Annotated in this window: 24 protein-coding genes and 1 pseudogene; 14 read left to right on the forward strand and 11 right to left on the reverse strand. The window is 61.3% G+C overall.

Annotated features, from left to right (window positions below):
* Positions 1-13: 13 nt before the first annotated feature.
* The 3 genes from NXC14_RS28105 to NXC14_RS28115 form a co-directional block, all read right to left on the reverse strand.
* Positions 14-1,093: a YihY/virulence factor BrkB family protein gene (locus NXC14_RS28105; RefSeq protein WP_085781319.1), complete on the reverse strand. Its 1,080-nt coding sequence runs from the start codon at positions 1,091-1,093 to the stop codon at positions 14-16.
* Between the two features lie 315 nt (positions 1,094-1,408).
* Positions 1,409-2,350: a hypothetical protein gene (locus tag NXC14_RS28110; protein WP_085781320.1), complete on the reverse strand. Its 942-nt coding sequence runs from the start codon at positions 2,348-2,350 to the stop codon at positions 1,409-1,411.
* 74 nt (positions 2,351-2,424) lie between these two features.
* On the reverse strand, positions 2,425-3,135 hold the full coding sequence (locus NXC14_RS28115) for an adenylate/guanylate cyclase domain-containing protein (protein ID WP_085781321.1): 711 nt from the start codon (positions 3,133-3,135) through the stop codon (positions 2,425-2,427).
* A 20-nt stretch (positions 3,136-3,155) separates the two neighbouring features.
* Here NXC14_RS28115 and NXC14_RS32750 point away from each other — a divergent pair, with 20 nt between their 5' ends.
* The 4 genes and pseudogenes from NXC14_RS32750 (at position 3,156) to NXC14_RS28135 (ending at position 6,978) form a co-directional block, all read left to right on the forward strand.
* On the forward strand, positions 3,156-3,530 hold the full coding sequence (locus NXC14_RS32750) for a hypothetical protein (RefSeq protein WP_157131516.1): 375 nt from the start codon (positions 3,156-3,158) through the stop codon (positions 3,528-3,530).
* Between the two features lie 513 nt (positions 3,531-4,043).
* Positions 4,044-4,421: a GFA family protein gene (locus tag NXC14_RS28125; protein ID WP_245362246.1), complete on the forward strand. Its 378-nt coding sequence runs from the start codon at positions 4,044-4,046 to the stop codon at positions 4,419-4,421.
* A 400-nt stretch (positions 4,422-4,821) separates the two neighbouring features.
* Positions 4,822-5,762, forward strand: a pseudogene (locus tag NXC14_RS28130) (IS110 family transposase).
* 610 nt (positions 5,763-6,372) lie between these two features.
* Complete coding sequence (locus NXC14_RS28135; protein ID WP_085781324.1) at positions 6,373-6,978, forward strand: AAA family ATPase; 606 nt, start codon at positions 6,373-6,375, stop codon at positions 6,976-6,978.
* A gap of 25 nt (positions 6,979-7,003) precedes the next feature.
* On the opposite strand, the gene NXC14_RS28140 is transcribed toward NXC14_RS28135, so the two are convergent.
* The 3 genes from NXC14_RS28140 to NXC14_RS28150 form a co-directional block, all read right to left on the reverse strand.
* Positions 7,004-7,588: a DUF4304 domain-containing protein gene (locus tag NXC14_RS28140; protein WP_085781325.1), complete on the reverse strand. Its 585-nt coding sequence runs from the start codon at positions 7,586-7,588 to the stop codon at positions 7,004-7,006.
* Positions 7,589-7,689: 101 nt separating this feature from the next.
* The gene (locus NXC14_RS28145; RefSeq protein ID WP_085781326.1) at positions 7,690-8,628 is read right to left on the reverse strand and encodes a sugar kinase; all 939 of its coding nucleotides are present in this window, start codon (positions 8,626-8,628) and stop codon (positions 7,690-7,692) included.
* A complete protein-coding gene (locus NXC14_RS28150; RefSeq protein ID WP_085781327.1) occupies positions 8,615-9,649 on the reverse strand; it encodes an SPFH domain-containing protein in 1,035 nt (344 codons plus the stop codon). Before NXC14_RS28150 ends, NXC14_RS28145 begins: the two co-directional genes overlap by 14 nt.
* 127 nt (positions 9,650-9,776) lie before the next feature.
* Here NXC14_RS28150 and NXC14_RS28155 point away from each other — a divergent pair, with 127 nt between their 5' ends.
* From NXC14_RS28155 to NXC14_RS28190, 8 genes are all read left to right on the forward strand, one after another.
* The gene (locus NXC14_RS28155; protein ID WP_085781328.1) at positions 9,777-10,472 is read left to right on the forward strand and encodes an NUDIX domain-containing protein; all 696 of its coding nucleotides are present in this window, start codon (positions 9,777-9,779) and stop codon (positions 10,470-10,472) included.
* Positions 10,473-10,700: 228 nt separating this feature from the next.
* Positions 10,701-11,021: a hypothetical protein gene (locus NXC14_RS28160; protein WP_085781329.1), complete on the forward strand. Its 321-nt coding sequence runs from the start codon at positions 10,701-10,703 to the stop codon at positions 11,019-11,021.
* Between the two features lie 218 nt (positions 11,022-11,239).
* The gene (locus NXC14_RS28165; protein ID WP_085781330.1) at positions 11,240-13,093 is read left to right on the forward strand and encodes an ABC transporter ATP-binding protein; all 1,854 of its coding nucleotides are present in this window, start codon (positions 11,240-11,242) and stop codon (positions 13,091-13,093) included.
* A gap of 83 nt (positions 13,094-13,176) precedes the next feature.
* On the forward strand, positions 13,177-14,181 hold the full coding sequence (locus tag NXC14_RS28170) for a LacI family DNA-binding transcriptional regulator (RefSeq protein WP_085781331.1): 1,005 nt from the start codon (positions 13,177-13,179) through the stop codon (positions 14,179-14,181).
* 36 nt (positions 14,182-14,217) lie between these two features.
* On the forward strand, positions 14,218-15,510 hold the full coding sequence (locus NXC14_RS28175) for a sugar ABC transporter substrate-binding protein (protein ID WP_085781332.1): 1,293 nt from the start codon (positions 14,218-14,220) through the stop codon (positions 15,508-15,510).
* A gap of 89 nt (positions 15,511-15,599) precedes the next feature.
* Positions 15,600-16,532: a sugar ABC transporter permease gene (locus tag NXC14_RS28180; RefSeq protein WP_085781333.1), complete on the forward strand. Its 933-nt coding sequence runs from the start codon at positions 15,600-15,602 to the stop codon at positions 16,530-16,532.
* Positions 16,525-17,418: a carbohydrate ABC transporter permease gene (locus NXC14_RS28185; protein ID WP_085781334.1), complete on the forward strand. Its 894-nt coding sequence runs from the start codon at positions 16,525-16,527 to the stop codon at positions 17,416-17,418. Before NXC14_RS28180 ends, NXC14_RS28185 begins: the two co-directional genes overlap by 8 nt.
* Before the next feature lie 4 nt (positions 17,419-17,422).
* Positions 17,423-19,141 carry a GH32 C-terminal domain-containing protein gene (locus NXC14_RS28190; protein ID WP_085782026.1) on the forward strand — a complete coding sequence of 573 codons (1,719 nt, stop codon included), beginning with the start codon at positions 17,423-17,425 and terminating at the stop codon, positions 19,139-19,141.
* A gap of 75 nt (positions 19,142-19,216) precedes the next feature.
* Here NXC14_RS28190 and NXC14_RS28195 read toward each other — a convergent pair whose 3' ends face one another.
* Positions 19,217-19,720, reverse strand: a complete 504-nt coding sequence (locus NXC14_RS28195; protein ID WP_085781335.1) for a ferritin-like domain-containing protein — start codon at positions 19,718-19,720, stop codon at positions 19,217-19,219.
* 285 nt (positions 19,721-20,005) lie between these two features.
* Here NXC14_RS28195 and NXC14_RS28200 point away from each other — a divergent pair, with 285 nt between their 5' ends.
* Together NXC14_RS28200 and NXC14_RS28205 are read left to right on the forward strand one after the other, a co-directional pair.
* On the forward strand, positions 20,006-20,533 hold the full coding sequence (locus NXC14_RS28200; protein ID WP_085781336.1) for a sigma-70 family RNA polymerase sigma factor: 528 nt from the start codon (positions 20,006-20,008) through the stop codon (positions 20,531-20,533).
* 125 nt (positions 20,534-20,658) lie between these two features.
* Positions 20,659-21,981, forward strand: a complete 1,323-nt coding sequence (locus NXC14_RS28205) for a cytochrome P450 (protein WP_085781337.1) — start codon at positions 20,659-20,661, stop codon at positions 21,979-21,981.
* A 42-nt stretch (positions 21,982-22,023) separates the two neighbouring features.
* On the opposite strand, the gene NXC14_RS33210 is transcribed toward NXC14_RS28205, so the two are convergent.
* The 4 genes from NXC14_RS33210 to NXC14_RS28215 form a co-directional block, all read right to left on the reverse strand.
* On the reverse strand, positions 22,024-22,197 hold the full coding sequence (locus tag NXC14_RS33210) for a hypothetical protein (RefSeq protein ID WP_198175590.1): 174 nt from the start codon (positions 22,195-22,197) through the stop codon (positions 22,024-22,026).
* Positions 22,194-22,346 carry a hypothetical protein gene (locus NXC14_RS33215; RefSeq protein WP_198175591.1) on the reverse strand — a complete coding sequence of 51 codons (153 nt, stop codon included), beginning with the start codon at positions 22,344-22,346 and terminating at the stop codon, positions 22,194-22,196. Before NXC14_RS33215 ends, NXC14_RS33210 begins: the two co-directional genes overlap by 4 nt.
* Positions 22,347-22,412: 66 nt before the next feature.
* Complete coding sequence (locus NXC14_RS28210; RefSeq protein WP_085781338.1) at positions 22,413-23,057, reverse strand: NrsF family protein; 645 nt, start codon at positions 23,055-23,057, stop codon at positions 22,413-22,415.
* Complete coding sequence (locus tag NXC14_RS28215; protein ID WP_085781339.1) at positions 23,054-23,602, reverse strand: sigma-70 family RNA polymerase sigma factor; 549 nt, start codon at positions 23,600-23,602, stop codon at positions 23,054-23,056. The genes NXC14_RS28210 and NXC14_RS28215 overlap by 4 nt, the downstream gene beginning before the upstream one ends.
* Positions 23,603-23,784 lie beyond the last annotated feature (182 nt).

A 23,784-nucleotide genomic window follows, 5' to 3' on the forward strand; every position in this document is an offset into this window, starting at 1 on the left:
CGTGCCGAGACGCTCAGCTCGCGATCTCGCCCAGAGTATCGGCGACATAGGCGCCGCGCGCACCCATCGGCAGCGGATGGCCCGTCGTCGTGTCCCGCGCCGTCTGATGCTCCAGCTCGGCATTGAGCTCCGCGCCGACAATGAGAATGACTACGGAAAGCCAGATCCAGATGAGAAAGCCGATCAACGCGCCAAGGGTGCCATAGGTCGCGTTGTAATTGGCGAAATGCTCGAGATAGAAAGAGAAGCCAAGCGACATGGCGGCCCAGGCGAGCGCAGTCAGCCCCGCGCCCCATGTCATCCACCGGATCCTGGCGGGCTCGCGGCTCGGGCCGAAACGGTAGACCAAGGTCACGGCCACCGCGGCGACGAAGAGAAGCAGCGGCCATCTCAAGAGAAGCGCCATCTGCTCCTGGAACTGGTCGAGCCAGAGATAGGAGAGCACGACAGGCATCACGCCGACGAGCGCCACCATGACGACCGCAAAAACCATCGCGCAGAGGGTAAAGCAGAGCCCGATCAGATTCAGCCGCACCAGGCTGCGCTTCTCCCTCTCCTCATAGGCGACGTTCATTGCGTCGAAGATCGCCAGCGTGCCGCTATGCGTGCTCCACAGTGCAATGCCAAGACCGACGAAAAAGGTAATGCCGAGCGTGCTCTCGCGGTTTTCGACCAGCGCCTTGATCTGGTCGGCAAGAAGATCGAATGCGCCGGGCGGCAGAAGCACGGCGAGCTCGCGAAGATGTTCGGAGATGGTGATGGGATCCGCCACCAGGCCATAAAGCGAGACCAAGGCTGCCAAGGCCGGAAACAGTGCCAGGAGCAGATAGAAGGTCACGCCCGCCGCAATGAGGGTGACCCGGTCGTCGAGGACCTCATGGAAGACGCGCCAGAACACATCGCGAAGGCCGCTCATCGGAATGGCCTCGGGTGTCGCCGCGCTGCGCCCGTGATCGTCACCGGACCAGGCGACTGCCGCCGGCGGCGCCAGCGAGCTGCGCTGCCTTGCCTGCATAAACACGATCGCCCCGACGGTGGCGGCGACCATCGCCGTGGCGAGGGGATATCTCTTGAGGTGGAGCGCATCAACCATTACCCTATCCTCCGAATTGCTTCGTGGATAACGCCGGGTGCGGCTAAAGGATGCAAGCCGTTGCATTCCTCCGGAGATTTCGAGTGAGGGGAGGGCGCCCGCTGCCGCTCCAAGCGCCGCAAGGCAGGAACTGCCTCGGCTTAGAAAATCTCAAGTCGATGATTTTACGTGTATAATTTCTTGTACGGAAGCCAAATCGACCGTTGCTTTCGTTACTTCGGCAAAGCCATGGTTCATGCACTTTCGCGGGCATGGCATCCTTGCGGCGCCAGAAGAGCAAATTCGCGCCCGTAAACCATTAGATGGAAGGCAGTTCTATTCCGGCAGTCCGGCCTTGCGCAACGCCAACGCCAGCCCATTCATTAGCTGAGGCCGCACCACGTCCATCCGGACAAACTCGCCTATCGTCCAGCCAGGCGCGACCTGCAGGAGGCGCCCGGCAGCGGCTCGAGCGGCCTCCAGCCGATCGAGATTGGCATAACTTGCCACCAGGCTGGCATGAAGGATGCTAAAACCGGGGTTCACCTGGATGCCGAGAGCTGAATACTTTACCGCCTCCTCGAACTGCGAGGTAAACAGGCTGACCCAAGCCAATGCGAGATAGGAATGGTAGTTCATTGGATCGAGTGGGCTTAGCCGAAGCGCCTTGAATGCATGGTCGCGTGACCGGTCGTAAGTTTCGTTGAACATGTGGACCATCGCGCTTAATCCGTAAGCGAGCGACGAATTGCCGTCCAGCATCAGTGCCCTGTCAAGCGCGTTGATCGAGCGCTCGTAACCGTGGGTTATCGTGGCATGGACGAAAGCTCCGAGGCAAAGCGCCTGCGGATCGTCCCGGCCTGTCGCGAGTGCCGCGTGCGCGTGTCTAAGCGCAGCGGCTCTATCCTCGGGATGGAAGCCGCCGCGCAGGAAACGCTGCTCGTATCCCCAGGCGGCATAGCCATGTGCGCAGGCGTAGTCGGGATCAAGACGCAAGGCCTCTCTCAGCAACCGCAGGGCTTCATCAGACTCCGCCGGCGTGTTGGCATAAGTGTGCGGCAACGCGCGGAGAAAAAAATCATAGGCATCCAGGCTGCCTGGCCGTTTGCGTCGCGCGCGCTCGATCTCCGCCTGCCGGATCGTCGGCTCAAGTGTACCAACGATCCGCTCGGTTAGCTGATCCTGCAGATCGAAAATGTCCTCCGCTGCGCCCTCAAACCTGTCGGCCCAGATATGGGTTGCGTCCCGCCCTTCGATCAGTTGCGCAGTGATGCGCAACCGGTTCGCTGAGCGCCGGATACTGCCTTCCAGCACATAGCGGACACCAAGTTCTCTGGCGATCTGCCTGACGTTTATGCGAAGGTGGAGTTTCGCGCGATGACGAACAGGCTCGGAATTTTGGAAAGATTGGTGATGACATCCTCGACCAGTCCATCCGCAAAATACTCCTGTTCTGGATCGCCGCTCATGTTCTCAAAGGCCAACACGGCTATCGACGGCCTATTCGGCAGGGCAGGTGGCCTCGCCAATCGCGTCTCCGGTGAAGTCCCTTCCTGCACGAGGCGATGCACCGTGATCGGCTCGGTGATATTCTTGACCTGCTGCTCCCCCATCGATTCAAATCCGAAGGCAAGTGTCTTTTCGACCTCCCGCACGACTTTGCCGGAGATGCAGATGCCACCGGGATCAGCGAGTTGCTGCAGACGCGCCGACACATTGACGCCTTCTCCATAGCGGTCATCGCCGTCGACAATGACTTCACCGAGATTGAGCCCAATCCTCAGCTCCAGCCGCTCGTTTTGCGGCACCTTCGCATTGCGCTCGTTCAGCGCGCGCTGCACCGACACCGCGCATTCCACAGCATCCACGGCGCTGCCGAATTCGGCGAGCAAGCCGTCGCCCATGAGCTTGAAGATGCAGCCGCGTCGCTTGGTGACTTCTGGTTCGATCAGCGCTTTGCGCATCGCGGTGAGACGCTCGAACGTGCCCGTCTCGTCCCGCTCCATCAGCGCCGAGTACCCGACGACGTCGGCCGCTAAGATAGCCGCGAGCTTCCTGTCCATCTACCCCCTCACATGAAGACATGCCGAACATTAACATAGAAGCGGAAAGCCACCTAGGAGCCTTCCCGGCAGCAGCAGCAAATGCGGGCAAGATGAAGCATCACCACATCAGTTGTCCGCGGACAACCCATCCAGGAGATGCCTGCCGAACATGCCGAAAGAAGATCTTACAGAACCTGCGCGGACAGAAAGCCGTTGACCCGCCGCTGCAAAAGAGCAAACCGGCGGCAGGCAGCCACGACGCCAACTGGCCTCATGTGGCGACAACTAGGCGGCCCTCGTTCGCGACCGATCATAAATCGCCGCCTCCCCGGTTGTCCGCGCAGGAGATCATCTGCGCGATATCGCTGGTGGATATCGGCTTGAATTCGCCGCATTGCGGCACTACCTCGTGATGAGCCGAAGCGCTGCCCTCCGAGCTGCTTTGGCCCGATAGACAGCACTCCTCCTCCCATGCTGTCGGTCACTATCGAAGCCCGGCGCACTCTCCCGCGCCGGGCTTCTGTCAGGGCGATATCAAACCCCCACGCCGTTCGAAGCCCTCATGGGGCACCGCAGGGTCACTCCCTCGTGGCCGCCGACACCCTCCAACGCCTCTCGTCGACCTCGGCACTCACCAACGGACGTCAGCCACGGCATCCTCCGCCAACCCTCATGCTGAGGTGCGCAGCCGGCAGGGCGGAGCCTCGAAGCACTCGCAGCAACGCCGCTCCTTTCGACGCGACTCGCACCCACGCCCCTTGAAGTGCTCTTGAGCGCCGGCGCGGTAACCTCCTACACTCTCATGGGACGCAGCGCTCTAACCGACCACGAACAAGATCAGCAAAAAGCAACCGAGTTGACGGATGAACAGGCTTGCGCAATGCCATTGCGGATCACTCCGCGCAAAGACATCAGGCGATCCGCTCATGGTGAGCATCTGCCACTGCCGCGATTGCCAGCGCAGAACCGGCGCGGTGGCCGGCAGCGGCGCGATCTTCGCGAAGGCGGAAGTGATGACCGAGGGGGATCGCAGGATCTTCGAGCGGGACGCCGCGCAGGGGCGCAAGGTGCGATTCCATTTCTGCCCGAACTGCGGCACGTCCCTATACTGGGAAGGCGATTTCAATCCCGACCTCTACATCGTCGCCGTTGGCGCGTTCGCCGACCCGGCATTTCCACCGCCCCTGGTTTCCGTCTACGAGGAGTCCAGGCACGATTGGTTTCAGCTTCCCGATGGGGTGAAGCGCGCGCAACGCGGGCTGGTTTCGGCAGCGGCTGCGGACAAGGAGCAGGGCAGCGGCTAGCGGCCTTGGTGGCCGTGCGCCATGAGGGCGGCTCCTCTTCGGCAGCCGGTGCGGAGCGTGCGGCAACACCGCTCCTTGTCATTTGACACCTGCGCACCCGCTCCGACCTTCGAGGCCCTTACAGGCACCTCAGGGTGAGGCTCTCTTGGGCGTCGCGCCCGCGCAAAATCATACGGCGCCCGCCATCGACACGGCCTCGCCGACGCCCTCCAAGGCGCGGCATCCCCCAACATCCCTCATCCTTGTACGTTGCCGTTGGCGTATAAACGGGCTGCGCGACCGACGGGGATGCGTGTCATCCTTGCGTTTCGAACTCGTGCCCCAGCGAGCATCTCCGTCGCGATGTCTTCGCTCGAACGGTTGATTGGGCTTCGAGCCCGCGTTGCAAGGAGGAGCACCCATGCATATTGCCCAAGCTTTCATGGTCGGCATCGATGTCTCGAAAGCCCATTTCGACGTGGCCGTCGAGGGCAAAGCCGCGGTTGTCCGTTTCGACAACGACGCGCCAGGCCGGGCCGCGCTGGCGACGGCGATAGCCGGCGCCGAGCTGGCCGTCGTCGAGCCACCGGCGGTTACGAGATGGCGATCGTCAGGGCGCTGATGGCCGCCAGTATTGCCGTCGCCGTTGTCAATCCCCGCCAGGTGCGCGATTTCGCCAGGGCCAGCGGCCGGCTGGCCAAGACCGATCAGGTCGAGGCCCGCGTCATTCTCCACTTCGCCAGAGCGATGCGGCCGGCACAGATCCCCCATATCGACGACGGCCGTATCGCTCTGGCAGCCCTGGTCGCCCGCCGCCGCCAGCTCATCGACATGGCGGTCGCTGAGAAGAACCGCCTCGAACACGCCCCGCAAGCCGTCGCCACCCTGATCGGCGAGACCCTCGCCGCCCTCAAGAGCCAGCTCGCTCGCGTCGATGCCGCCATCGCGCTCGCCATCGAGGCCGAACCCGACATGGCTGCACGCCGCGACCTGCTGCTGACCGTGCCAGGCATCGGCTAGGTCGGCGCCGCCGTGCTCATCGCCGAACTGCCCGAACTCGGCGCCATCGACGACAAGAAACTCGCAGCCCTCGTCGGCGTCGCCCCGGTCGCCCACGACAGCGGCACCTGGCGTGGCCATCGCCACATCGCCGGTGGCCGCGCCACCGTCCGCTGCGCCCTCTACATGGCAACGCTCTCGGCCATCCGCTGCAGTCCGGCCATCAAGGCCTTCCACAAACGACTGCGCGCTGCCGGCAAACCACCCAAGGTCGCGCTCGTCGCCGCCATGCGGAAATTCATCGTCATGATCAACACTATCATCAAAAGACGGTTGCTGAGGCGCGGAGGCCAAGGGCCGTAGCCTCGAAGGACACGCCGCGGCGCCGCTCCTTGCATCAATCAACGTGGCGCGCCGCTCCTCTCCGGAGCAACAGTCGATATCCCGACGCATTTTTGATCAGCAGCCGCCGCTCAGCTTCATCCCTGCGAAAGCTCCTCGTCTCCGCTCAAAAGCGACAGCAACTACATGCCGTGAGAAGACAGTAGAGAAGTAAAGGAACCAAACCTCGATATTACTTCCATTTCCGGAACAATACCAAATAAATCAGGGCGCTAGCCCCTATACCGTTGCAAACTCCAGCCGCTTAGCCGGCATCACCACCCTGGTGTCCCGGCATTAAGCTTGAGAAAATTCGCTTCGATGCCATCTCTGAAGATGACGCCGCGTTCAGGCATCTCGGAAAACGATGGCAAGCGGCTGATCCCCGGGAGACGATGCCCACGGCAAGGCGGTTCCCAACATGGTAGGCATTTGATGAGCCTTTGAGACGACCAAAGGAAGCGACGGCTTATCGAAGCCGCGCTACGATTTATGATCTTATGAGCCCGACCAAATCAGTCACCGCCTCTTAATCGTGGATTGCAGTGACTGCGAGGTTCGAGAAGTCAGCTGTGAATAAGGAAGACAGCCCATGAACCTATTTATTCTTCTCTTGGGCTTTCCCGGCGTCGGAAAGCTGACGATCGCGAGAGAACTAAGCCCGCTGCTGGCCGCGAAGGTCATTGATAATCATTGGTTCAACAACCCGATACTGCGTCTGCTCGATGACGATGGAACGACGCCCCTTCCGAATGGAATATGGGAATATACCGGAAGGGTCCGGCAAGCCGTCCTGGATGCAATCGTCGCCTATGGCCATACCTCGGCGAACTTCATCTTCACCCATGCTGGCATAGAAGGTGACGAACGCAGTCTTCGAACCTTTGAGCAAATTGCCGGCGCGGCGCAACGACGCGAGGCGCTGCTGGTGCCTGTGAGATTGCTCTGTGACGAGGAGGAGTTGGCGCGTCGCGTTACCACACCGGCGCGTCGCGAGCGGTTGAAATCGATTGATGCGCAGGCATCGAGGGAGAAAAGCAGAAGAGCCCAGGTCCTCGCTCCCCAACACCCGCTTACGCTGAATTTGGATGTTACGTCAAAGACGGCAGAAGCAAGCGCGGCAGCCATTCACGATCACATTTTGGGCATCGCACAGACGATGCGTCGAGACTCAGCCTCGGACACAATCCCTGCATAGGCTAGGTAGCTCGCACGCAGATCGTTCAGAGCGCAATCCCATTCTTGATCGCCCAAGCAGTAAAGCGCTCTTTAGCGGCAGGTCTGGATGCGATTGCCGCTTTTAATCTCCGAGTCGCCTCCGCCTTGTCACCCGTCAGCCAAGCCGCGCTAAACGATTGCAAAGAAGGACTATCCCGGAGAGCCGCAGCAACGTTCGACAGGTCACGATGGGCGTCGAGCCATGGCAGGCCGACCGACTGCATTTTCTCCACTAGATCAGCAGATATTCCGCTTAAGTTTGCTCCCGGCTCAATGATCCACCAATGGTCTTGACCATAAGCAAGACTTCCCAGCCGCTCGCGAATGGTGCAATCATATTCTTTGGGTTTGCCATCAATTGCGCTCTGTCCAGAGAGAACAGCAACGGACGTCATGTAGGCTCCGAGATTTATCGTGAACTGCCCCCTGTCACCGAAATTTGAGCGACTTGCCTGGACATTGGCGACGAGCCAGTTTTCTCCATCGGCTTTATGCCAAGTCCGCCCGGACTTCCTGAAACCGTGCGCTCGCAGCAGCTCCGCATATCCGAGCTTGATAACCTCATCGATGCTGTGCGCGATATCGCTCATAGAACCTCCTTGTCTGAGCGGAGACAAAGCCCCGGCGCGATGTCAACATTGTAAGCGCAATCGCTGCTCCGGTATCCGGTCCCAGATCTCTAGCCCGTCCATCACACCACCAGCAACCCCTGCCGCTCAGCCAGCGTCACCTCCGCCCGCGTGCCGGCGTTGAACTCCAGAAAATCCGCCTCGATGCCGTCGCTGAAGATGACGCCGTGTTCCGGCATTTCGGAGACGATGGTGAGCGGCTGGTCCTGAGAGACGATGCCAGCGACGATGGTGGTGCCGGTGGTGCGGCTGGGGAAGGGTTCGCGCACGAAGTAACGCAGGTAATCCGCATCCCAGGCGAAGGACATGTCGATCGTCCGGTTGGCGGGTGCGAGCCCCAGCGCGCTTGCGGCTCCGAGCCAGCCGGAGTAGAGGCTCTTCAGCCAGCCGGTCGATCCCATGCCTGTCGAGACGATGATGCCGCTCGAGGACTGGCGTTCCTCGCGCTCCTCTGCGTGAAGGATATAGCGCGCCGAGACGTGGCTTTGCGGCCCGATGAAGAGGTCGTTGACGGCGTGGATGACGGCGCCGGTGTTGAGCGTCGCCTTGGCCATGCTGACGTGTTTGATCGGCCGCTTGTTCTTCAGCGCCTCGCCGATCACTCTCGGAAGGCTCTTCGGGTTGAAGGGCAGCAGCAGGCCGTCCCAGCGCCTGGGATCGGGGTTGACCCCGAGCACCGGCTGCCCGTCGAGATATTTCAGCGTATTGGCGACCAGCCCATCCTGGCCGAGCACGACGACGACATCGTCCGGAGCGAAGACGAAGCTCGCGAGGTAGCGGCGGTCGAGGCGCTGGACGCGGGCGACGGCACGCAGGCTTGCTTCCACCTCTGATATAGCCGTTTCGTATCGCTTCTTCTCCGCGAGGTAGTCGCTGAAGTCGGCGCCGAGATGTTCGACATAGAACTGCGCTTGCTGCACCGTGTTGAACCGGGCGATGAGTTCGTCGAGCCGGGTGGGCCTGACGACAAGGATGATCTTGCGCTCGTCAGAGACCGGCACGGTCCTTGCCCTCCTGCGGCTGCAAGATCTCCCTGAGAAGATCGGGCGAGACGTTCAGCTGGCCGATCTTCGTCGCATTGTCGGCAAGGTCACGGAAGGCGAGCGCCATCAGCTGGCCCGGCTGCATACCGACCGAGGCGAGTGCCTGCAGCACTTTCGGATCGGCCTCCTCGAAGGATTTCATCATCGCCGTCAGCGCATAGGCCTGCGCGTCGGCCTCGGCCCGGGCATTGGTCGCCGCCAGCGTCACCAGCTCGCGGTTCTGCTCTTCGAGCGCGATCTTGCCGGCCATTTCTTCCCGGCGGATTTGCAGCTGCCGTTCCTGCACGGCGCGTTCGGCCTCCATCTGGGCTTCGCGCACCTGCCGCCTCTTGTTCTCCAGGGTAATCTCGGTGGCGATCTCGTTTTCCTTGATCGTCCGCTCCTGCTCGATCGCCGCGTTGCGCCTGCTATAGATGGCCTCGTCGGCCTGCCGCAGCAGGGCTTCACGGGCATGTGCTTCCAGCGCCTTTGATGTCTCGGCCTTCGGCATCACGGCAAGCAGCGACAGGCCGAGAATCTCCAAGCCGAGCGCTTCGATCGTCGGATGCACCTTGAGCGCCTCGGCCACTCCGGCGACGAGCGCCTCGCCCGAAGCAAGAACCTCCTTCAGCGACAGCGTCTGCACCTCGGCGCGCATCGCCACCTGAACGCGGTCGATCACGCGGGTCGAAAGCTTCTGCGGATCCTCCGAGACATAGTGGCCCCTGCGGTCGAGCGTGAAATTCAAAAGTGCCGCCGTGCGGCGCGGCTCGGCGATGCGGTAGGTGATCTGCCCCTGCACCGTCACTTCCTGGAAGTCTGATGTCACCAGAGGAAAGATGAAAGGATCGTTGACGCTGGCCGTCGGCACGAGCACGAGAGAGCTCGAAGGCGAGAAATGCCAGAAGGCAAGGCCGGCGCCCTCGCGGACGGCCTTGCCGTTCTGATATTGGATGACGTATTGCGTGGGTTCCGTCTTGATGAAGCGCAGTCCGAACATATCCGTTTTCCTGTTCTTGGCGCGAGCTCCTCGCTCGTGTCGAAAAAGAGAAACATGGCTTAGTGGCAAATGTCAACTAACTTAGTTGAAGATTTACACTAAGGCTCACACCTGCTATGTTCCCATCATGACGACACACGATAATGACGCCTTCAAACCAATCGCCACCGTCGATCTCGCCATCTTCTCGCTGTCGCCGGCGGGCCTCTCCGTGCTTCTGGTGCGACGCGCGAACGCGCCCTTCACCGGCGACTGGGCCCTGCCTGGCGGCTGGATCCATATCGACGAGGATGCGGATCTGGAGGGCGCGGCGCGGCGGGTTCTGAAGGAAAAGACCGGCGTCGAAACACCCTATCTCGAACAGCTGCAAACGACGGGGAACCGCGATCGAGACCCGCGGGGCTGGAGCATCAGCATCGTCTATATCGCGCTGCTTTCGGCCGACGACGTCGCCGAACGGCAGGATGCGCTGGCCGAGGAGGCCGAATGGCGGCCGATAGAAGGCGACGGCGTCGGCTTGTCCCTTGCCTTCGACCATGCGTCCCTCCTCAAGGAGGCGCTCGGCCGCATCCGGAGCAAGGTCGAATATTCGAGCCTGCCCGGCCATCTGCTACCGGCCCGCTTTACACTCAGCGAGCTGCAATCGGTCTATGAAACCCTTCTCGGCCGCAAGCTGGACAAATCGGCTTTTCGAAAGCGCATGGCGGAGGCCGATTTCCTGGAGCCGGTCGAAGGCGAGATGCGCCGGGCGAGCAACCGGCCCGCCCAGATGTTCCGCTTGAAGGACGCCCAGTCGCTGGTGCTGTTCGACCGAAGGATCTGAGCCGTCCGCGCCCAGCGGGGCGCCAGATTAGGCATTCAGACGCTGCTGCTTCTGCTGGTCGAAGAAATCAACCCGTGGAGCGGTCTGCCGCTCATCCTCCCGCTTGCTGCCTGCAATCCGGGTCGCAGGCCTATGGATGCATTTGTCTTCCACGGAAGCGGAACAATGATCTGCCGGCGAGGTTGTGAATAGGCCTAGCATGCAAAGATCCCCAAGGAGGACAATAGAATGCGTATGAAACTCGTAGCAGCTTCACTTTTCGCTCTCGGCATGGCCACGTCGGCTTTCGCCCAGTCCAACCCGGCACCGGCCGGCGCCACGATCGACAAGAACCAGGCCGATCAGGGCGGCGGCGCCACGACCGACACGAAGGCCAAGAAGCCGATGGCGACTGATACCACCACGACCGGCTCAACAACCAGCGGCACGATGAAAATGGACAAGACCAAGTGCCCGAACCCGGTCAACAACTCCGCCAATCTCCAGACGCAGGGCGGCACGAGCAACGCCACGCCGATGGACGAAGCCTGCGCAGCGCATAACAACTGAGCGGCTTGCCTGCTCAATGAACCCCGCTTCGGCGGGGTTCATTCCGAGGGAAGGCATATCTGCCACCCTTCCACCGCTCACTTTATCCATTTCCACAGCCTCCCGTTTCCAGACATTCAGCAAAATTCTAGTTGAGATTGCAGGCGCGAGATGGTCCTATCGTACCTGCGAAGCCCTGAGTCCGCGCTCTCCTTCCGATATTTGAACCCGAGCGGCCCATGTCGATTTCAGATGCGATCTATCGTCCTTTCGAAACCCTGATCCGGCCGCTGGACATACCCTACCGGCCGCTGCCGTCGAAAGGGCCGGTGACGGTGCTCCTGCATTTCATCGGCATGTTTCGTGGCGTGCTGATTGCGCTGGCGCTTTGCTCCATGGTGTTCGAGGTGATCAACCTGACGATTGTCTGGGGGCTTTCGGTCATCGTTGACGGTGTGACTGAGCTAGGTGCTGCCGCCTTCCTGCAGAGTGAATGGCGGCTGCTGACCGTTCTCGGCCTCCTGATCTTTCCCGTAATGCCTATCGTGTCCTTCATGCTCAACACGCTGAACTCGCACACATTGGGCATAGCAATGCCGGCCGCCATCCAGTGGCAGGGGCACAAGGCGGTGGAGCGGCAGGATCTCGCCTTCTTCCACGATGTCTATGCCGGCCAGGTTTCCTCGCGGCTGCAGCAGGTCTCGTCCGCCGTCCAGCAGCAGATTCTCGCCGCTTTCCAGTCCATTCCGCGCTTCCTGATGCAGCTGGTGGGCTCGGTGATCCTGCTGAGCGCGCTTGCCTGGCAGCTTGCGCTGCCGGTCGTCGTCTGGATCGTGCTCAACGTCGCCTTCACCGCCAAGATCGTGCCCGTCTTCGTCGAGCGCTCGCGCCGCACCGCCAAGCAGCGCAGCCTGGTCGCCGGCGCCATCACCGATCTCTATACCAACATGCAGATGATCAAGCAGTTTGCGGCCGAAGACAGCGAGGCGGGCGCCATCCGCCGCATCATCGGCAAGGCGGTGCAGACGCAGCACAGCGAACAGCGCATCTACCGCTCGTCGGAAGTGACCGTCGTCATTTTCAATACGCTCTTGTGGCTGAGCATGCTGGCGATCGGATTTTCCGGCCTCGTCAAAGGCTTCCTCACGGTCGGCGAGTTCGTCGGGGCGATCTATATCCTCCACCGGCTGTCGTCGCAGATCTTCGTCTTCCTGCAGATGGGCCAGCAGATCTTCCAGGCGATCGGCACGATCAAGGACGCCATGCCTGTCATGACGACGCCGCCCACAATCATCGACCGGCCGGATGCGACCAATCTCACGGTGCAACAAGGCGAAATCCGCTTCGAAAGCGTCCGCTTCGCCTACAAGTCCGGCAAACCCGTCATCGACAATCTGTCGCTGACGATCCGGCCAGGCGAGAAGGTCGGTCTCGTCGGTCTGTCAGGCGCCGGCAAGACGACGCTCGCAAACCTGCTCCTGCGCTTCTACGATATCAACGAGGGCGCGATCCTGATTGATGCGCAGGATATCCGCGCGGTCACCCAAGCGAGCCTTCGCCGGGCGATCGGCGTCATCGCCCAGGATGTCGCGCTGCTGCATCGCTCGGTCGGCGACAATATCCGTTACGGCCGGCCGGAGGCGACGCGGGAAGAGATCGAGCGGGTGGCGAAGATGGCGAGCGCCGATGCCTTCATCGCCGATCTTGCCGACAGCGAAGGCCGCAAGGGCTACGATGCCTTCGTCGGCGATCGCGGCATCAAACTGTCCGGCGGCCAGCGCCAGCGCGTCGCAATTGCCCGCGTGCTCCTGAAGAATGCGCCGATCCTGGTCCTCGACGAGGCGACCTCCGCCCTCGACAGCGAATCCGAAGCCATCATCCAGGAAAGGCTGAACCTCGTCATGGAGGGAAAGACGGTGATCGCCATCGCCCACCGCCTCTCGACGATCGCCAGAATGGACCGCATCGTCGTGCTCGATCGCGGACGGATTGTGGAAGAAGGCCGGCTGGAAGAACTGGTCGAACGCGAGGGGCTGTTTGCACGGCTGTGGAGGCGCCAGACCGGTGGCTTCATCCCTGAGGACATCGATTGAGCGGGGCAGGGGGGCTGTCATCGCTTGACTCATCGAAAAGGGATTGATACCAATGTGGGTAATCGATAACCCAAAGCGAACCCGTGACTGCTTCACTCAACGACATAGCCGCCCGCGCAGGCGTTTCCGTCAAGACCGTGTCAGGCGCTCTGCATGGCGGTTCGGCGCGCATGTCGGATGAAACGCGCCAGCGGATCAAGGGGATCGCCGAGGAACTCGGTTACGTCACCAACTTCGCCGCTCGCAGCATGCGGCAGGGCTGGATGCCGCTTGTCGGCCTCGTCGCCGATGACCTGATCACCTCGCCTTTCGCGACCGAGATCATCAGGGGGCTCGACGGCGCCGTGCGCGCTTCCGACATGGCCGTCTTCGCCATGACGCTCAGCGGCCACCGCAGCGTCGGATCAATCCTCGACGAGATGCGGCGCTTTCGCCCGCGCGCGATTGCCTATGCGGCCATGTATCACAAAAGCGTCGACCTGCCGCGTGAATTTGCCGATACCGTCGGGGTGATGATCAACTGCCGGGACGCCAATGACCGCGTGACGTCCCTGGTGCCGGACGAAACGGGAGCGGCGATCGAAATCACGCAGTACCTGATCGAGGCAGGCCGTCGCAATATCGCTTTCATCAACCTGCCCGGCATTCTCGCTGGCGAACTGCGCGAACTCGGTTTTCGCCAGGCGCTCGATCATGCCGGCATCAACGGAGCCGGCGCCTTGGTCTTGCCGGCCGTCGGCAAGGCTGTTTACAGCGACCGGGCGCCTAGCCTCGTGGCAACGCATGTGCATGAGCTGATGAAAGGTCCCCGGCCACCCGATGCCATCCTGTGCGGTAATGACCGCGTGGCGATGGAGGTCTATGCCGCACTGCGCCGCTCGGGCGCGACCATTCCCGATGACGTTGCCGTTGCAAGCTTCGACAACCAGGTCGAGATCGCCTCGCGCCTCGATCCGCCGCTGACAACAATGGCGCTGCCGCACCGCGCCATGGGTCGCCAGGCCGCGCACATCCTGCTTGCCGAAGACCGGCCTCCGGTCGGGGTCCAGAAACTGCCGTTCCAGTTGGTGGAACGGGCATCCGTGTAAATTGAGGAAGGCCCATTCAATTGAGGAGGAATTCTAATGGGTAAACGTTTACTTTGGTCTCTCGTCCTGTCTTCGGCACTGGCCGCCACTTGGGCTGACGCAGCCGAAAAGACCGCGATCCAGGTCATGCATCAGGGCGATCCAGGCTTTGTCGCCGCCTATGGCAAGGTCGCCGAGCGCTTCGAAGCCGCCAATCCCGATGTCGATGTCCAATTCATCTATGCGCCGCACGACGCCTATAACGAGAAGTTCAGCGCGGCCGTCATGGCCAAGCAACTGCCCGACGTCATGGAGCTCGATGCGCCGTTCCTCGCCAATTACGTCTGGTCGGGATATCTTCAGCCGATCAAGCCGCTGATCGACAAGGACGTCCTCGACGACATGACGGAGTCCAACATCGCTCAGGGCACATATCCGATCGACAAGGATCTCTATGCCATCGGCCTGACGGACTCTTCCGTCGTTCTTTACGGCAACAAGAAATATCTCGAAGCGATCGGGGCCCGCATCCCGAAATCCGTCGACGATGCCTGGACGCGGGCGGAGTTCGAAACCTATCTCGAGAAGCTCTCGAAGCTCGATGGCGTGAAATGGCCGATTGACACCTTCCGCGGCTACGGCATCAAGACCGAATGGATAACCTACGCATACGGCCCCATCCTGCAATCGGCCGGCTGCGATCTGATCGACCGCAAAGCCTGGAAATCCGAGGGCACGCTCGACAGCGACGCCTGCGTCGATGCGCTTGCGATGATGCAGAAATGGGTTAAGAACGGCTGGGTCGTGCCACAGTCGGCCGGCACCAACCAGTTCTACGCCGAAGGCAATCCGGCGGCCCTGGCGCTCGGCGGACATTGGGTCTATGCGGAGGCGGTAGCCGCCATGAAGGACAACCTCGTCGTCCTGCCGCTTCCGAAGTTCGGCGCAAAGAGCGTAAGCCCCAATGGCACCTGGATCTGGGCGATCACCAAGACATCGAAACATCCCGATATCGCGGCTAAGTTCATCAGCTTCCTGCTGAAGGACAAGGAATACCGGGCCTATGTCGCAAGCCAATCCGGCTATCCCGGATTGAAGAGCTTCGCTGCCGAGTCTCCGCTCTATGCCGATGGCGGTCCGATGGCGATCGCCTTCGAACAGGCATCGAAGACCGCCGTCGCACGTCCGCCGCATCCAGCCTATCCCACAATCACGTCAGCCTTCATGCAAGCCGTCGACGAGGTGTTCAATGGCGGCGATCCCAGGGAGGCGCTCACAACAGCCGCCAAGAAGATCGACCAGGACATCGAGGACAATGACGGATACCCGCCGTTCGATGACGAGCAATAATTGCCCTCGCCGACCAATCGGAGCCTTGCGATGTGTCCGTGTGACATCGCAAGGCGGAACCGACATCAAGCCTGGAGAGGAGGAGCTGTATGGCCATGCAACAATCGACATCGTCGCGATCCGCTCGAATAACGCTCCGGCGTGACAAGGGACGGCTGATGCAGGAAGCGGCCATGCTCGCGCCGGCGATCATCCTGTTAACCGTTTTTCTGATCGTGCCGTTCCTCCTGTCTTTCTGGACGGCGATGACCAACCAGCCTCTCGTGCCCCGGCCGACGCCCGTCCGCTTCGTCTGGTTCAACAATTTCATCCGCACCTTCCAGGACGATCTCTTCTGGACGGCTCTCTGGAACGTCTCGCGCTTCACCTTCTGGATCATTCCGGCGCAATGCGGCCTCGCCTTTGCGACGGCGCTGCTGCTGCATCAGAAGCTGCCGTTCCGCAATCTGCTGCGCGGCATGTTCTTCCTTCCGGCGATCACCTCGATGGTGGTGGTCTGCGTCATCTGGGGCACCCTGTTCCAATATCCGACGGGACCGTTCAACCAGATCCTCGGGTTTCTCTCCGGCGGAGCGATCCAGCCGATCGATTGGCTCGGCGATCCCGAATGGGCGATGTTTTCCATCGTCCTGCTCTCGGCCTGGCAGGCCTATGGCTTCCAGATGATCGTCTATCTCGCCGGCCTCCAGGGCATTCCCGACGAACTCTACGATGCCGCCAAGATCGACGGCGCCAACGCCTTCCGGCGATTCTGGCATGTCACGATGCCAGGCCTGCGGCCGACCCATGTCTTCGTCCTCGTGATCACAACTATCCAGGCATTCAAGCTCTACACCCAGGTCGCCATCCTCACGCAGGGCGGGCCGAAGAGCAGCACCGAGACGGTGGTGCATTACATGGTCCGCGCCGGCTTCGAAGAACAGAAGATGGGCTATGCCTCCGCCGTGTCCGTCATCCTGTTCGTCATCGTTCTCATCATCGCGCTGATCCAGCGCCAGCTCCTGAGGCGCTTCGATGTCTGATATCGCTCTCTCGATCCCGCAGGCCCGCGTGGCGCGGCCGCGCTCCGCCGCAAGGGTTTTACGCATCGTCCAGACGGTTTCCATCTTCATCATTGCCCTGGTGATCGTCTCTCCATTGCTGCTCCTCGTCGTGGCGAGCCTCAAGGACGATCGCTTCCAGATTCTGGCCGATATGGGCAGTTTCCGCGCCTTCTGGGTTTCGAAACCGACGCTCTCCAACTATGCGGAGGTCGGCCACCTCTCGGGCGAACTCGCCTTCGGCCGTTACCTCATCAACTCGCTGATCATTCTGATCACGACGGTTTGCTCCGGCCTGATCGTCAATTCGATGGCCGGCTTCGTTCTGGCCTGGGGATCGCTCAAGGGCCGCGCCGTCATTCTGTCGATCGTGATTGCGCTTTATGTGATCCCGCAGGAAAGCATCATCATGCCCCTGGTGATGATGGTTTCGCGCGCCGGAATGGCCGATACCTTCGCAGTGCAGATCGTGCCCTGGGTCGCGAGCCCTCTCTACATCTTCCTGTTCTACCAGTTCTTCACGCAGCTGCCGAAGGAACTGCTGGAAGCCGCCGAGATGGACGGCGCTTCCTTCTTCCGGGCCTATCGCTCGATTTTCCTGCCACTCAGCCTGCCCGCACTGGCCACCGTCTCGATCCTCATGGGCATCGAGACCTGGAACCAGTATCTCTGGCCGATCCTCGTCACCCAGACCGATTATGCCCGGCCGATCGCCGTCGCCATCGCGACCTTCTTCGGTCAGGACAGCATCTACTGGGATCGGGCGATGGCCGCCTCCGTATTGATGATGATCCCGATCCTGGGGCTCTACCTCGTTTTCCAGCGCTGGTTCGTGAGTTCCTTCATCGGCTCCGCCGTGAAAGGTTGAATTGATGACAAGCCAAGCGATGACTCCGTCCCATGAACGCGGGCCGGAGACGATCAGCGCCGTCCTGCCCGCGGGAGCGACGATCCACGCGTGGATCAAGGCCCGGCATGGCGGCGCCGTGGGAAGTTTGACCGCCCATGTCGATGGCGAACCGGCCATCACTGTGGAAACGTCAAATCGCCATGAATTCGAGTTTCGGGTGCTGACGCTGGAAAGCGGTGGGGAAACCGACTTCTCCTACAATCCCGTGACGACGCAGGTCTCGGTTCTCTACGCCTTCCTTCAGCCCGGCGTTCTCGAAAAAGGCATCCGGATGCTGCATGTCGGGTCTTCCAACGTCGCACCCGAAATCTCCGGCGGCTATCACTTCCGCCCACCCTTCGGTTGGATGAACGATCCCAACGGTTTTGGTAGATTCGGCGGCAGGGTGCACCTGTTCTATCAGCACTACCCGCATAGCCTGCGGTGGAACAACATGCATTGGGGTCACGCTGTCTCGGACGATTTTCTTCATTGGACGCATCTTCCGATCTTTCTTCCGCCTTCGGACGAACTCGCGGCGCAGGCGGATGGGCGCGGCGGCGCATTTTCCGGCTCGGCGATCGCTCTTCCCAGGGATGAAGCCGGCGTTCGCATCTTCTTCACCGAGCACATGAAGGATCGGAAACCGGAGGAACAGGTTCAGTTCACAGCAACCAGCCGCGATCTTGTCAGCGTCGACCCGGCAAGCCTGATCCTGCCCGCGCGGCCCGCGGGCCTCGGCCTGACGACCGACTTCCGCGATCCCTATGTCTTCATGGGTCCCGATGACAAATGGAAGATGCTGCTCGGCACTCGGGACCGTGAGGGCGGCGTCATCCTGCTTTACGAAACGGACGATCCGGCTGCGGCGGCGGGGTGGAGCTTCCTCGGCGTGCTTCATCGCGAGAACCGCTTCGGAATGACGGCCGCGGAATGCCCCTGCATGGTGCCCCTCGACGGTCCCGCAAACGACCCATCGACCCTCTGGGCACTGATCTTCGGTCTTCTCACAAGCCGCGATCCGGCAACCGGCCGGCGCAACATGACGCTTGCGACCGTCGGTCGCTTCGATGGCCGCAGCTTCGCCGTGGAATTCGAACAGGAACTGGATTTCGGCACCGACGCCTACGCGTTCCAGGCCTTCGTCGATGGCGGCGGCCCGGTCGGCATCGCATGGCTGGCGAACTGGACTGACGTCTCCAAGGATATCGACATGGCGACGGCGATGACGCTGCCGCGCCGGCTGGCATTGCACGAGGGGGCTCTGATCACGCCACCGGTCGCCGGTGTCGAAAGCCTGCGGCAACGCCGGCTAGATGCCTATGGCCTTCTGGACGGCCAGGCGGTCGACCTCGCCAACGGCGCCGTCGAAATCCTGCTCACCCTCAAGGAGCCGGGCAAGGCGTTCCGCCTGACGTTCGAACATCCGCAGGCGGCGCTCGAGGTCCTGTTGAACGACGATGGGCTGAGCATTCCCTTTTCGGTGGCGAATGCCAAGGTCTCGCCACGCTACATCGCCGCCGGCGCGCGCCCGTCGACCATCCGGATATTCCTCGATGCAGGTTCGATCGAGGTCTTCGCCGACGATGGCCGCTGGACCGGAACCAAGCGGCTGCCCGGCTTCAGCGGGGTAAGCTCGGTGCGTCTCATCGCGCCCGAGGGGAATGTGCTCGCTATCGAAGTTTGGCAACTCGGTCTTTGATCTGCGAGGCAGCCCCGGTAAAAGCACGGCCGCCGAGGCGGCGGCCGTTGCGAAGGGACACCGCGGTCGAGCGGCTCAGGCTGCCTTGCCTTTGCCCTTGATGTTGGCCGAGGACTCGGCGAGCCGCGTGAGCTTCTTGTCAGTCGCCTCTTCTTCGGCAAGCGTAGCCTGCAGCAGTGGCACTGCATCCTTGAGGCCGAGCTGCTTTGCCCAGGCGATCAACGTGCCGTAGCGGGCGATTTCATAATGCTCGACGGACTGTGCGGACGAAATCAGACCAGCATCGAGGGCAGCGGTGCCCTTAAATTCGTCCATGATCTCCTCGGCTTCGGCGATGATGCCTTGAATGGCCTCGCAGGTCTTGCCGCGTGCCGGTTTGCCGATCATTTCGAAAACCTGTTCGAGGCGTTCGACCTGCGCCTGGGTCTCGTCGCGATGCTGCAGAAAACCGGCCTTGCCTTCTTCCGATTCCGCGGCGCGGGCCATCTTCGGCAGGGCCTTCAGGATCTGCTTTTCGGCGTAATAGATGTCCTTGAGAGTATCGAGAAACAGATCGTTCAGAGTCTTCTCGGTTGCCATTTAATCCTCCTGTGGCGTGTCGTGACGACAATCAACTCTCGCATCGGTCGGATGTTCCGATCAGAAATATGACGCCCCCTTGGGCGGGGGCGTCATCTCTGTCCGGCCAAGGAAGAGACCGCCCGATCGAGAGTACCGGGACGGCGATCACCGAACGATTGCGGGACGCCGTTGTTCCCGTCCGCGAGCCGGCGAGCAGCCGCCGGCCAAGCCGGACTTGTGTCCGGTATCGTACGGCAACGAATAGGGAGCCAGCGACTTTCCTTCTCATCCCAGGAGAGAAAAATGGCTTCCTCGTCTTCAGTACGCCCCGCATCGCATTTCAAAGAAAAATCCGCGATCGAGCGGGAGATCGTCGAGCTGACACCAGCATTGCGGGCCTTTGCCCGAAGGTTCCTGCGCAGCGATGACGACATTGACGACCTTGTTCAGGAAACCCTGCTGAAGGCGCTGAACTCGCTTCACCTCTACCAGCCCGGCACCTCGCTCAAATCCTGGCTTTTCACCATCCTGCGAAACACGTTCTGCACTAATTATCGGCGGAAGAAACGCGAGCCGGGTGGAATGGACGCGGCGATGGAACAGGTGGCGATCGCCCCGACCCAGGAGTGGGTGCTGCGGGAGCACGAATTGCAGCGGGCATTAACCCTTCTTTCCGACGACAGGCGCCGGGCTCTGACGTTGGTGGCTGCCGGAACGAGCTATGAGGACGCCGCCAAGATGTGCGGGTGCCGGATCGGCACCTTGAAAAGCCGTGTGAGCCGCGCCCGCGAGTGCCTGATTGCGATGCTCGGAAACCATCTCGTCGATTGAGCCCGCTGCGCCGGCCGCTTCGCCTCGAGCGGAACAAACGGTCGTGGTCCTGGTTCCAAGCCCAAATCGATAGGATCGGCCGATCGAATCGATATGGGCCAACCGCCGGGCCAGGCTGAAGAGTCATGAACGCGCGAAGCCACGCCATCTTTCCCAGAGTTAATCGCGCCGGATGGCTCGATACGCTCCAAGTATTGACGGCGGTCGTGGCCCCAACGGTTGCCAAGGGCATCATCATTCGCCGCCCGACAATGGAGCGTCTGGCGGAGCGGCAAGGCTTCGACAGAACCGCCGTGGAACAGATGCAGCGGCTGAGAAACAAATACGGGCCGGCTCCTCTTCTGCTGCCCATCCCATTGCGACCACAACTGCTGATCCTCGATCCGGCCGATGTCGCCACGGTGCTTCAATCGTCGCCCGAACCGTTTGCCGCGGCGACGACGGAAAAGCATGCCGCCCTTGTTCACTTCGAGCCGAAAAACGTCCTTATCTCATCGGACTCTCGGCGCGCCGAGCTTCGGCCTGCCCATGAGCACGCTTTGGCAGCGGCAGACCGGCTGCATCCATATGCGATGCATTTCAAGAAGATCGTGGACGCAGAATTCCTGCAGATCCTGAACTTACCCCGTGAGCTCGATTGGCCGGCCTTTTCGCAGGCCTGGTTCCGGATCGTCCGGCGGATTGTCCTCGGCGAACGAGCGCGCAACGACGTTACATTGACCGAGACCTTGAACGAACTTCGAGGCCGGGCGAACTGGGCATTTGCCGCCCCAGTCGATCAGCGCAAGCTTGCTCGGTTTCACGACCAGGTCGGCCGCTATCTTCGAGAGCCGGAGAAGTACAGTCTTGTCAATCGGTTTCCCAGAGGCGATGAGCTTGCTCCGGAAAACCAGGTGGCCCAATGGCTGTTCGCCTTTGATGCAGCCGGAATTGCCGTTATGAGGACGCTCGCCTTGCTGGCCTGCCATGTGAGCTACTGGGGCAAAGCCGTGGAAGAGGCCGTCGGCGTGGATCTCGATCGCCCCTTCACACGCAGTTGTCTGCTGGAGGTTTTGCGTCTCTGGCCGACGACGCCCGCCATCCTCAGGCAGCTGACCAGGGACATCCAGTCAGGCGACAGGGTCATCGCTCGCGGCACTGGCGTCATCATCTTCGTCCCCTTTTTCCATCGAGACCCCGCGCTCCTCTATGCCAATCGGATGGAACCGAGCATCTGGGGACAGAACGATGCGTTGCCGGCCGCAGGGCTCGTGCCTTTCAGCGCCGGTCCTGTCATATGCCCGGCACATAATCTCGTGCCCACGATTGCAAGCCTTGCCGTGGGCACATTCTTGTCGGCCGCCGAGATTGTGCTGCTGCATCCGTCTTTAGACGTCGCCAATCTTCCCGGCACTCTCAATCACTTCGACATCCGTTTAAAGCTGACTGCGCGGCGCAGGGAGAAATAGGTGCTGCCTCAATGGCCGCGGCACATTTCAGGTCGCGCCGGCTCACAGCCTTTGCATGACCCCGTAAACGAGGATCAAGATGTAGAGCAGAAAGGCGATGCCGACCACGGTCGCGATCACAGCGATGACCAGCCACAGGGTTTTCAGCGCATCCCGCTGCCCTTCGTCGCTCGGCCGGTCCAAGCGGATCGGGTCGTCTTTCGGCCACTTCGTCAAGGATTGGCTTCCGTTGAAGATTGCGTGGGCTGACCGCTTATGCTGATCGAGTTCCACGAGAGCGTAGCGCCGAACGCGATCACGAGCCCGACCAAGAGAATGGCTCCCAAATAGATCATGAAAGCGCGACGGTCCGATTCCTGGCTCATCTTCTCTCCTTCGGTCCTCGAACCAAGGGAAACCCGGAATGTTCCAGATCAAGAAACCGAGAAGGATCACCAGCGTAGCAGGCGGGGTCCGGTGACGGCGCCGACAGCGCCGATGAGCAGGATGCCGAGCGTATACCAGATCAACACGAAAGGCATGCCGTTTTCGGTGCAGAACCAGGAATAGACCCAGGCGCCGGCTGCTCCCGCGGCAATGCCGGCGACGAAGCCGGTCAGCCGCAGATCCACTGGCGCTGCACGGCGCAGTGCCCAGACCGTACCGGCATAGACCGGGATCGCAAAGCCTGCGATGAGCGGCGGGCAATGCAGCGCCGAGGAGCCGAGGATCAGCAATCGATAGCTCTCGCTCGGCGCCATCAGAAGCTGAATGGCCGCGACGGCCGTCATGGCGGCGAAGATCAAGGCGAGCAGACCGAAAAAGCGTCCCTCCGAGCCATCGGGGCGGGAAAGCCGAAAAACGGCTGCAAAGGCGGCCGCCGCAATCAGGGCATTATAGGCCGACTTGATCCAGAAGACCGGCAGCATCAACACGTCTGAGATATCGACCCGGGGGCCGAGAATGATCAGCATCAGCAGCAGGGAAAATGCGAGGGCGGGCGCTATGCCGAGCGCAAAGCGGCGCCATAGCGCGTTGCGCGGCACCGGCTTCAGGTCGCTTGTCAATCGTTCGATGATATCGTCCGTCTTTGTCACGATGTGCCTCGCAATCTCTCTCCGAGCGCCTTGAGCGCCCGATGGATGCTGACTTTCACCGCCGATTCGGACTGGCCGGTGCGGCTTGCGGCGTCGGCAACCGAACTGCCCTCGAGCTTCACCTGCCGGATCAGTTCCTGCTGTCTCGGCGGCAAGCCGTCAAGCAACCGCTCGACGTCCAGGCGGGCAGTCAGTCTGTCCTCCCTGAAGTCGCTTTCGATCTCTTCATCAAGCTCTGTCTCAGCCAGCCTGCGTCCGCCACGGCCGCGGTGATGGTCTATCAGCTTGTAGCGGGCGATGGAGAAAAACCAGGCGGTAAAAGGTCTGTTCCGGTCATAGGTAGACCGTCGGGAATGCAGCGCCAGCAACGTCTCCTGCACCAGATCTTCCATGTCCGCTCTCGTCGCCGCAGCCATCCTGCGGCTGTAATAGCCGACAAGCAGCACACGCAAAGCCGTCAGCAAACGCCGATAGGCAGCCTCGTCCCCGTCAAGGGACAGAAGCATCAATGCTTTCAGGGCTTCTTCCGAATGGGCGGTGGTCATGCTGTCAAAGAGCTCATTCGTAGCTGCAGGCAATCGGGTTACACCGTAAATCAAACAATTTCGGCACCGAACCTCTATCACATGAGTGTGAAGCTGTAACGCATCCCGACGGACCGCGAATGGATAGATGTGAGCCGGCGGCAGATCGCCGACGGACACGGTAATCTGTTCCAGGAAAATTC

Source organism: Rhizobium sp. NXC14 (assembly GCF_002117485.1).
In the GTDB taxonomy this organism is placed as follows: Bacteria; Pseudomonadota; Alphaproteobacteria; order Rhizobiales; family Rhizobiaceae; genus Rhizobium.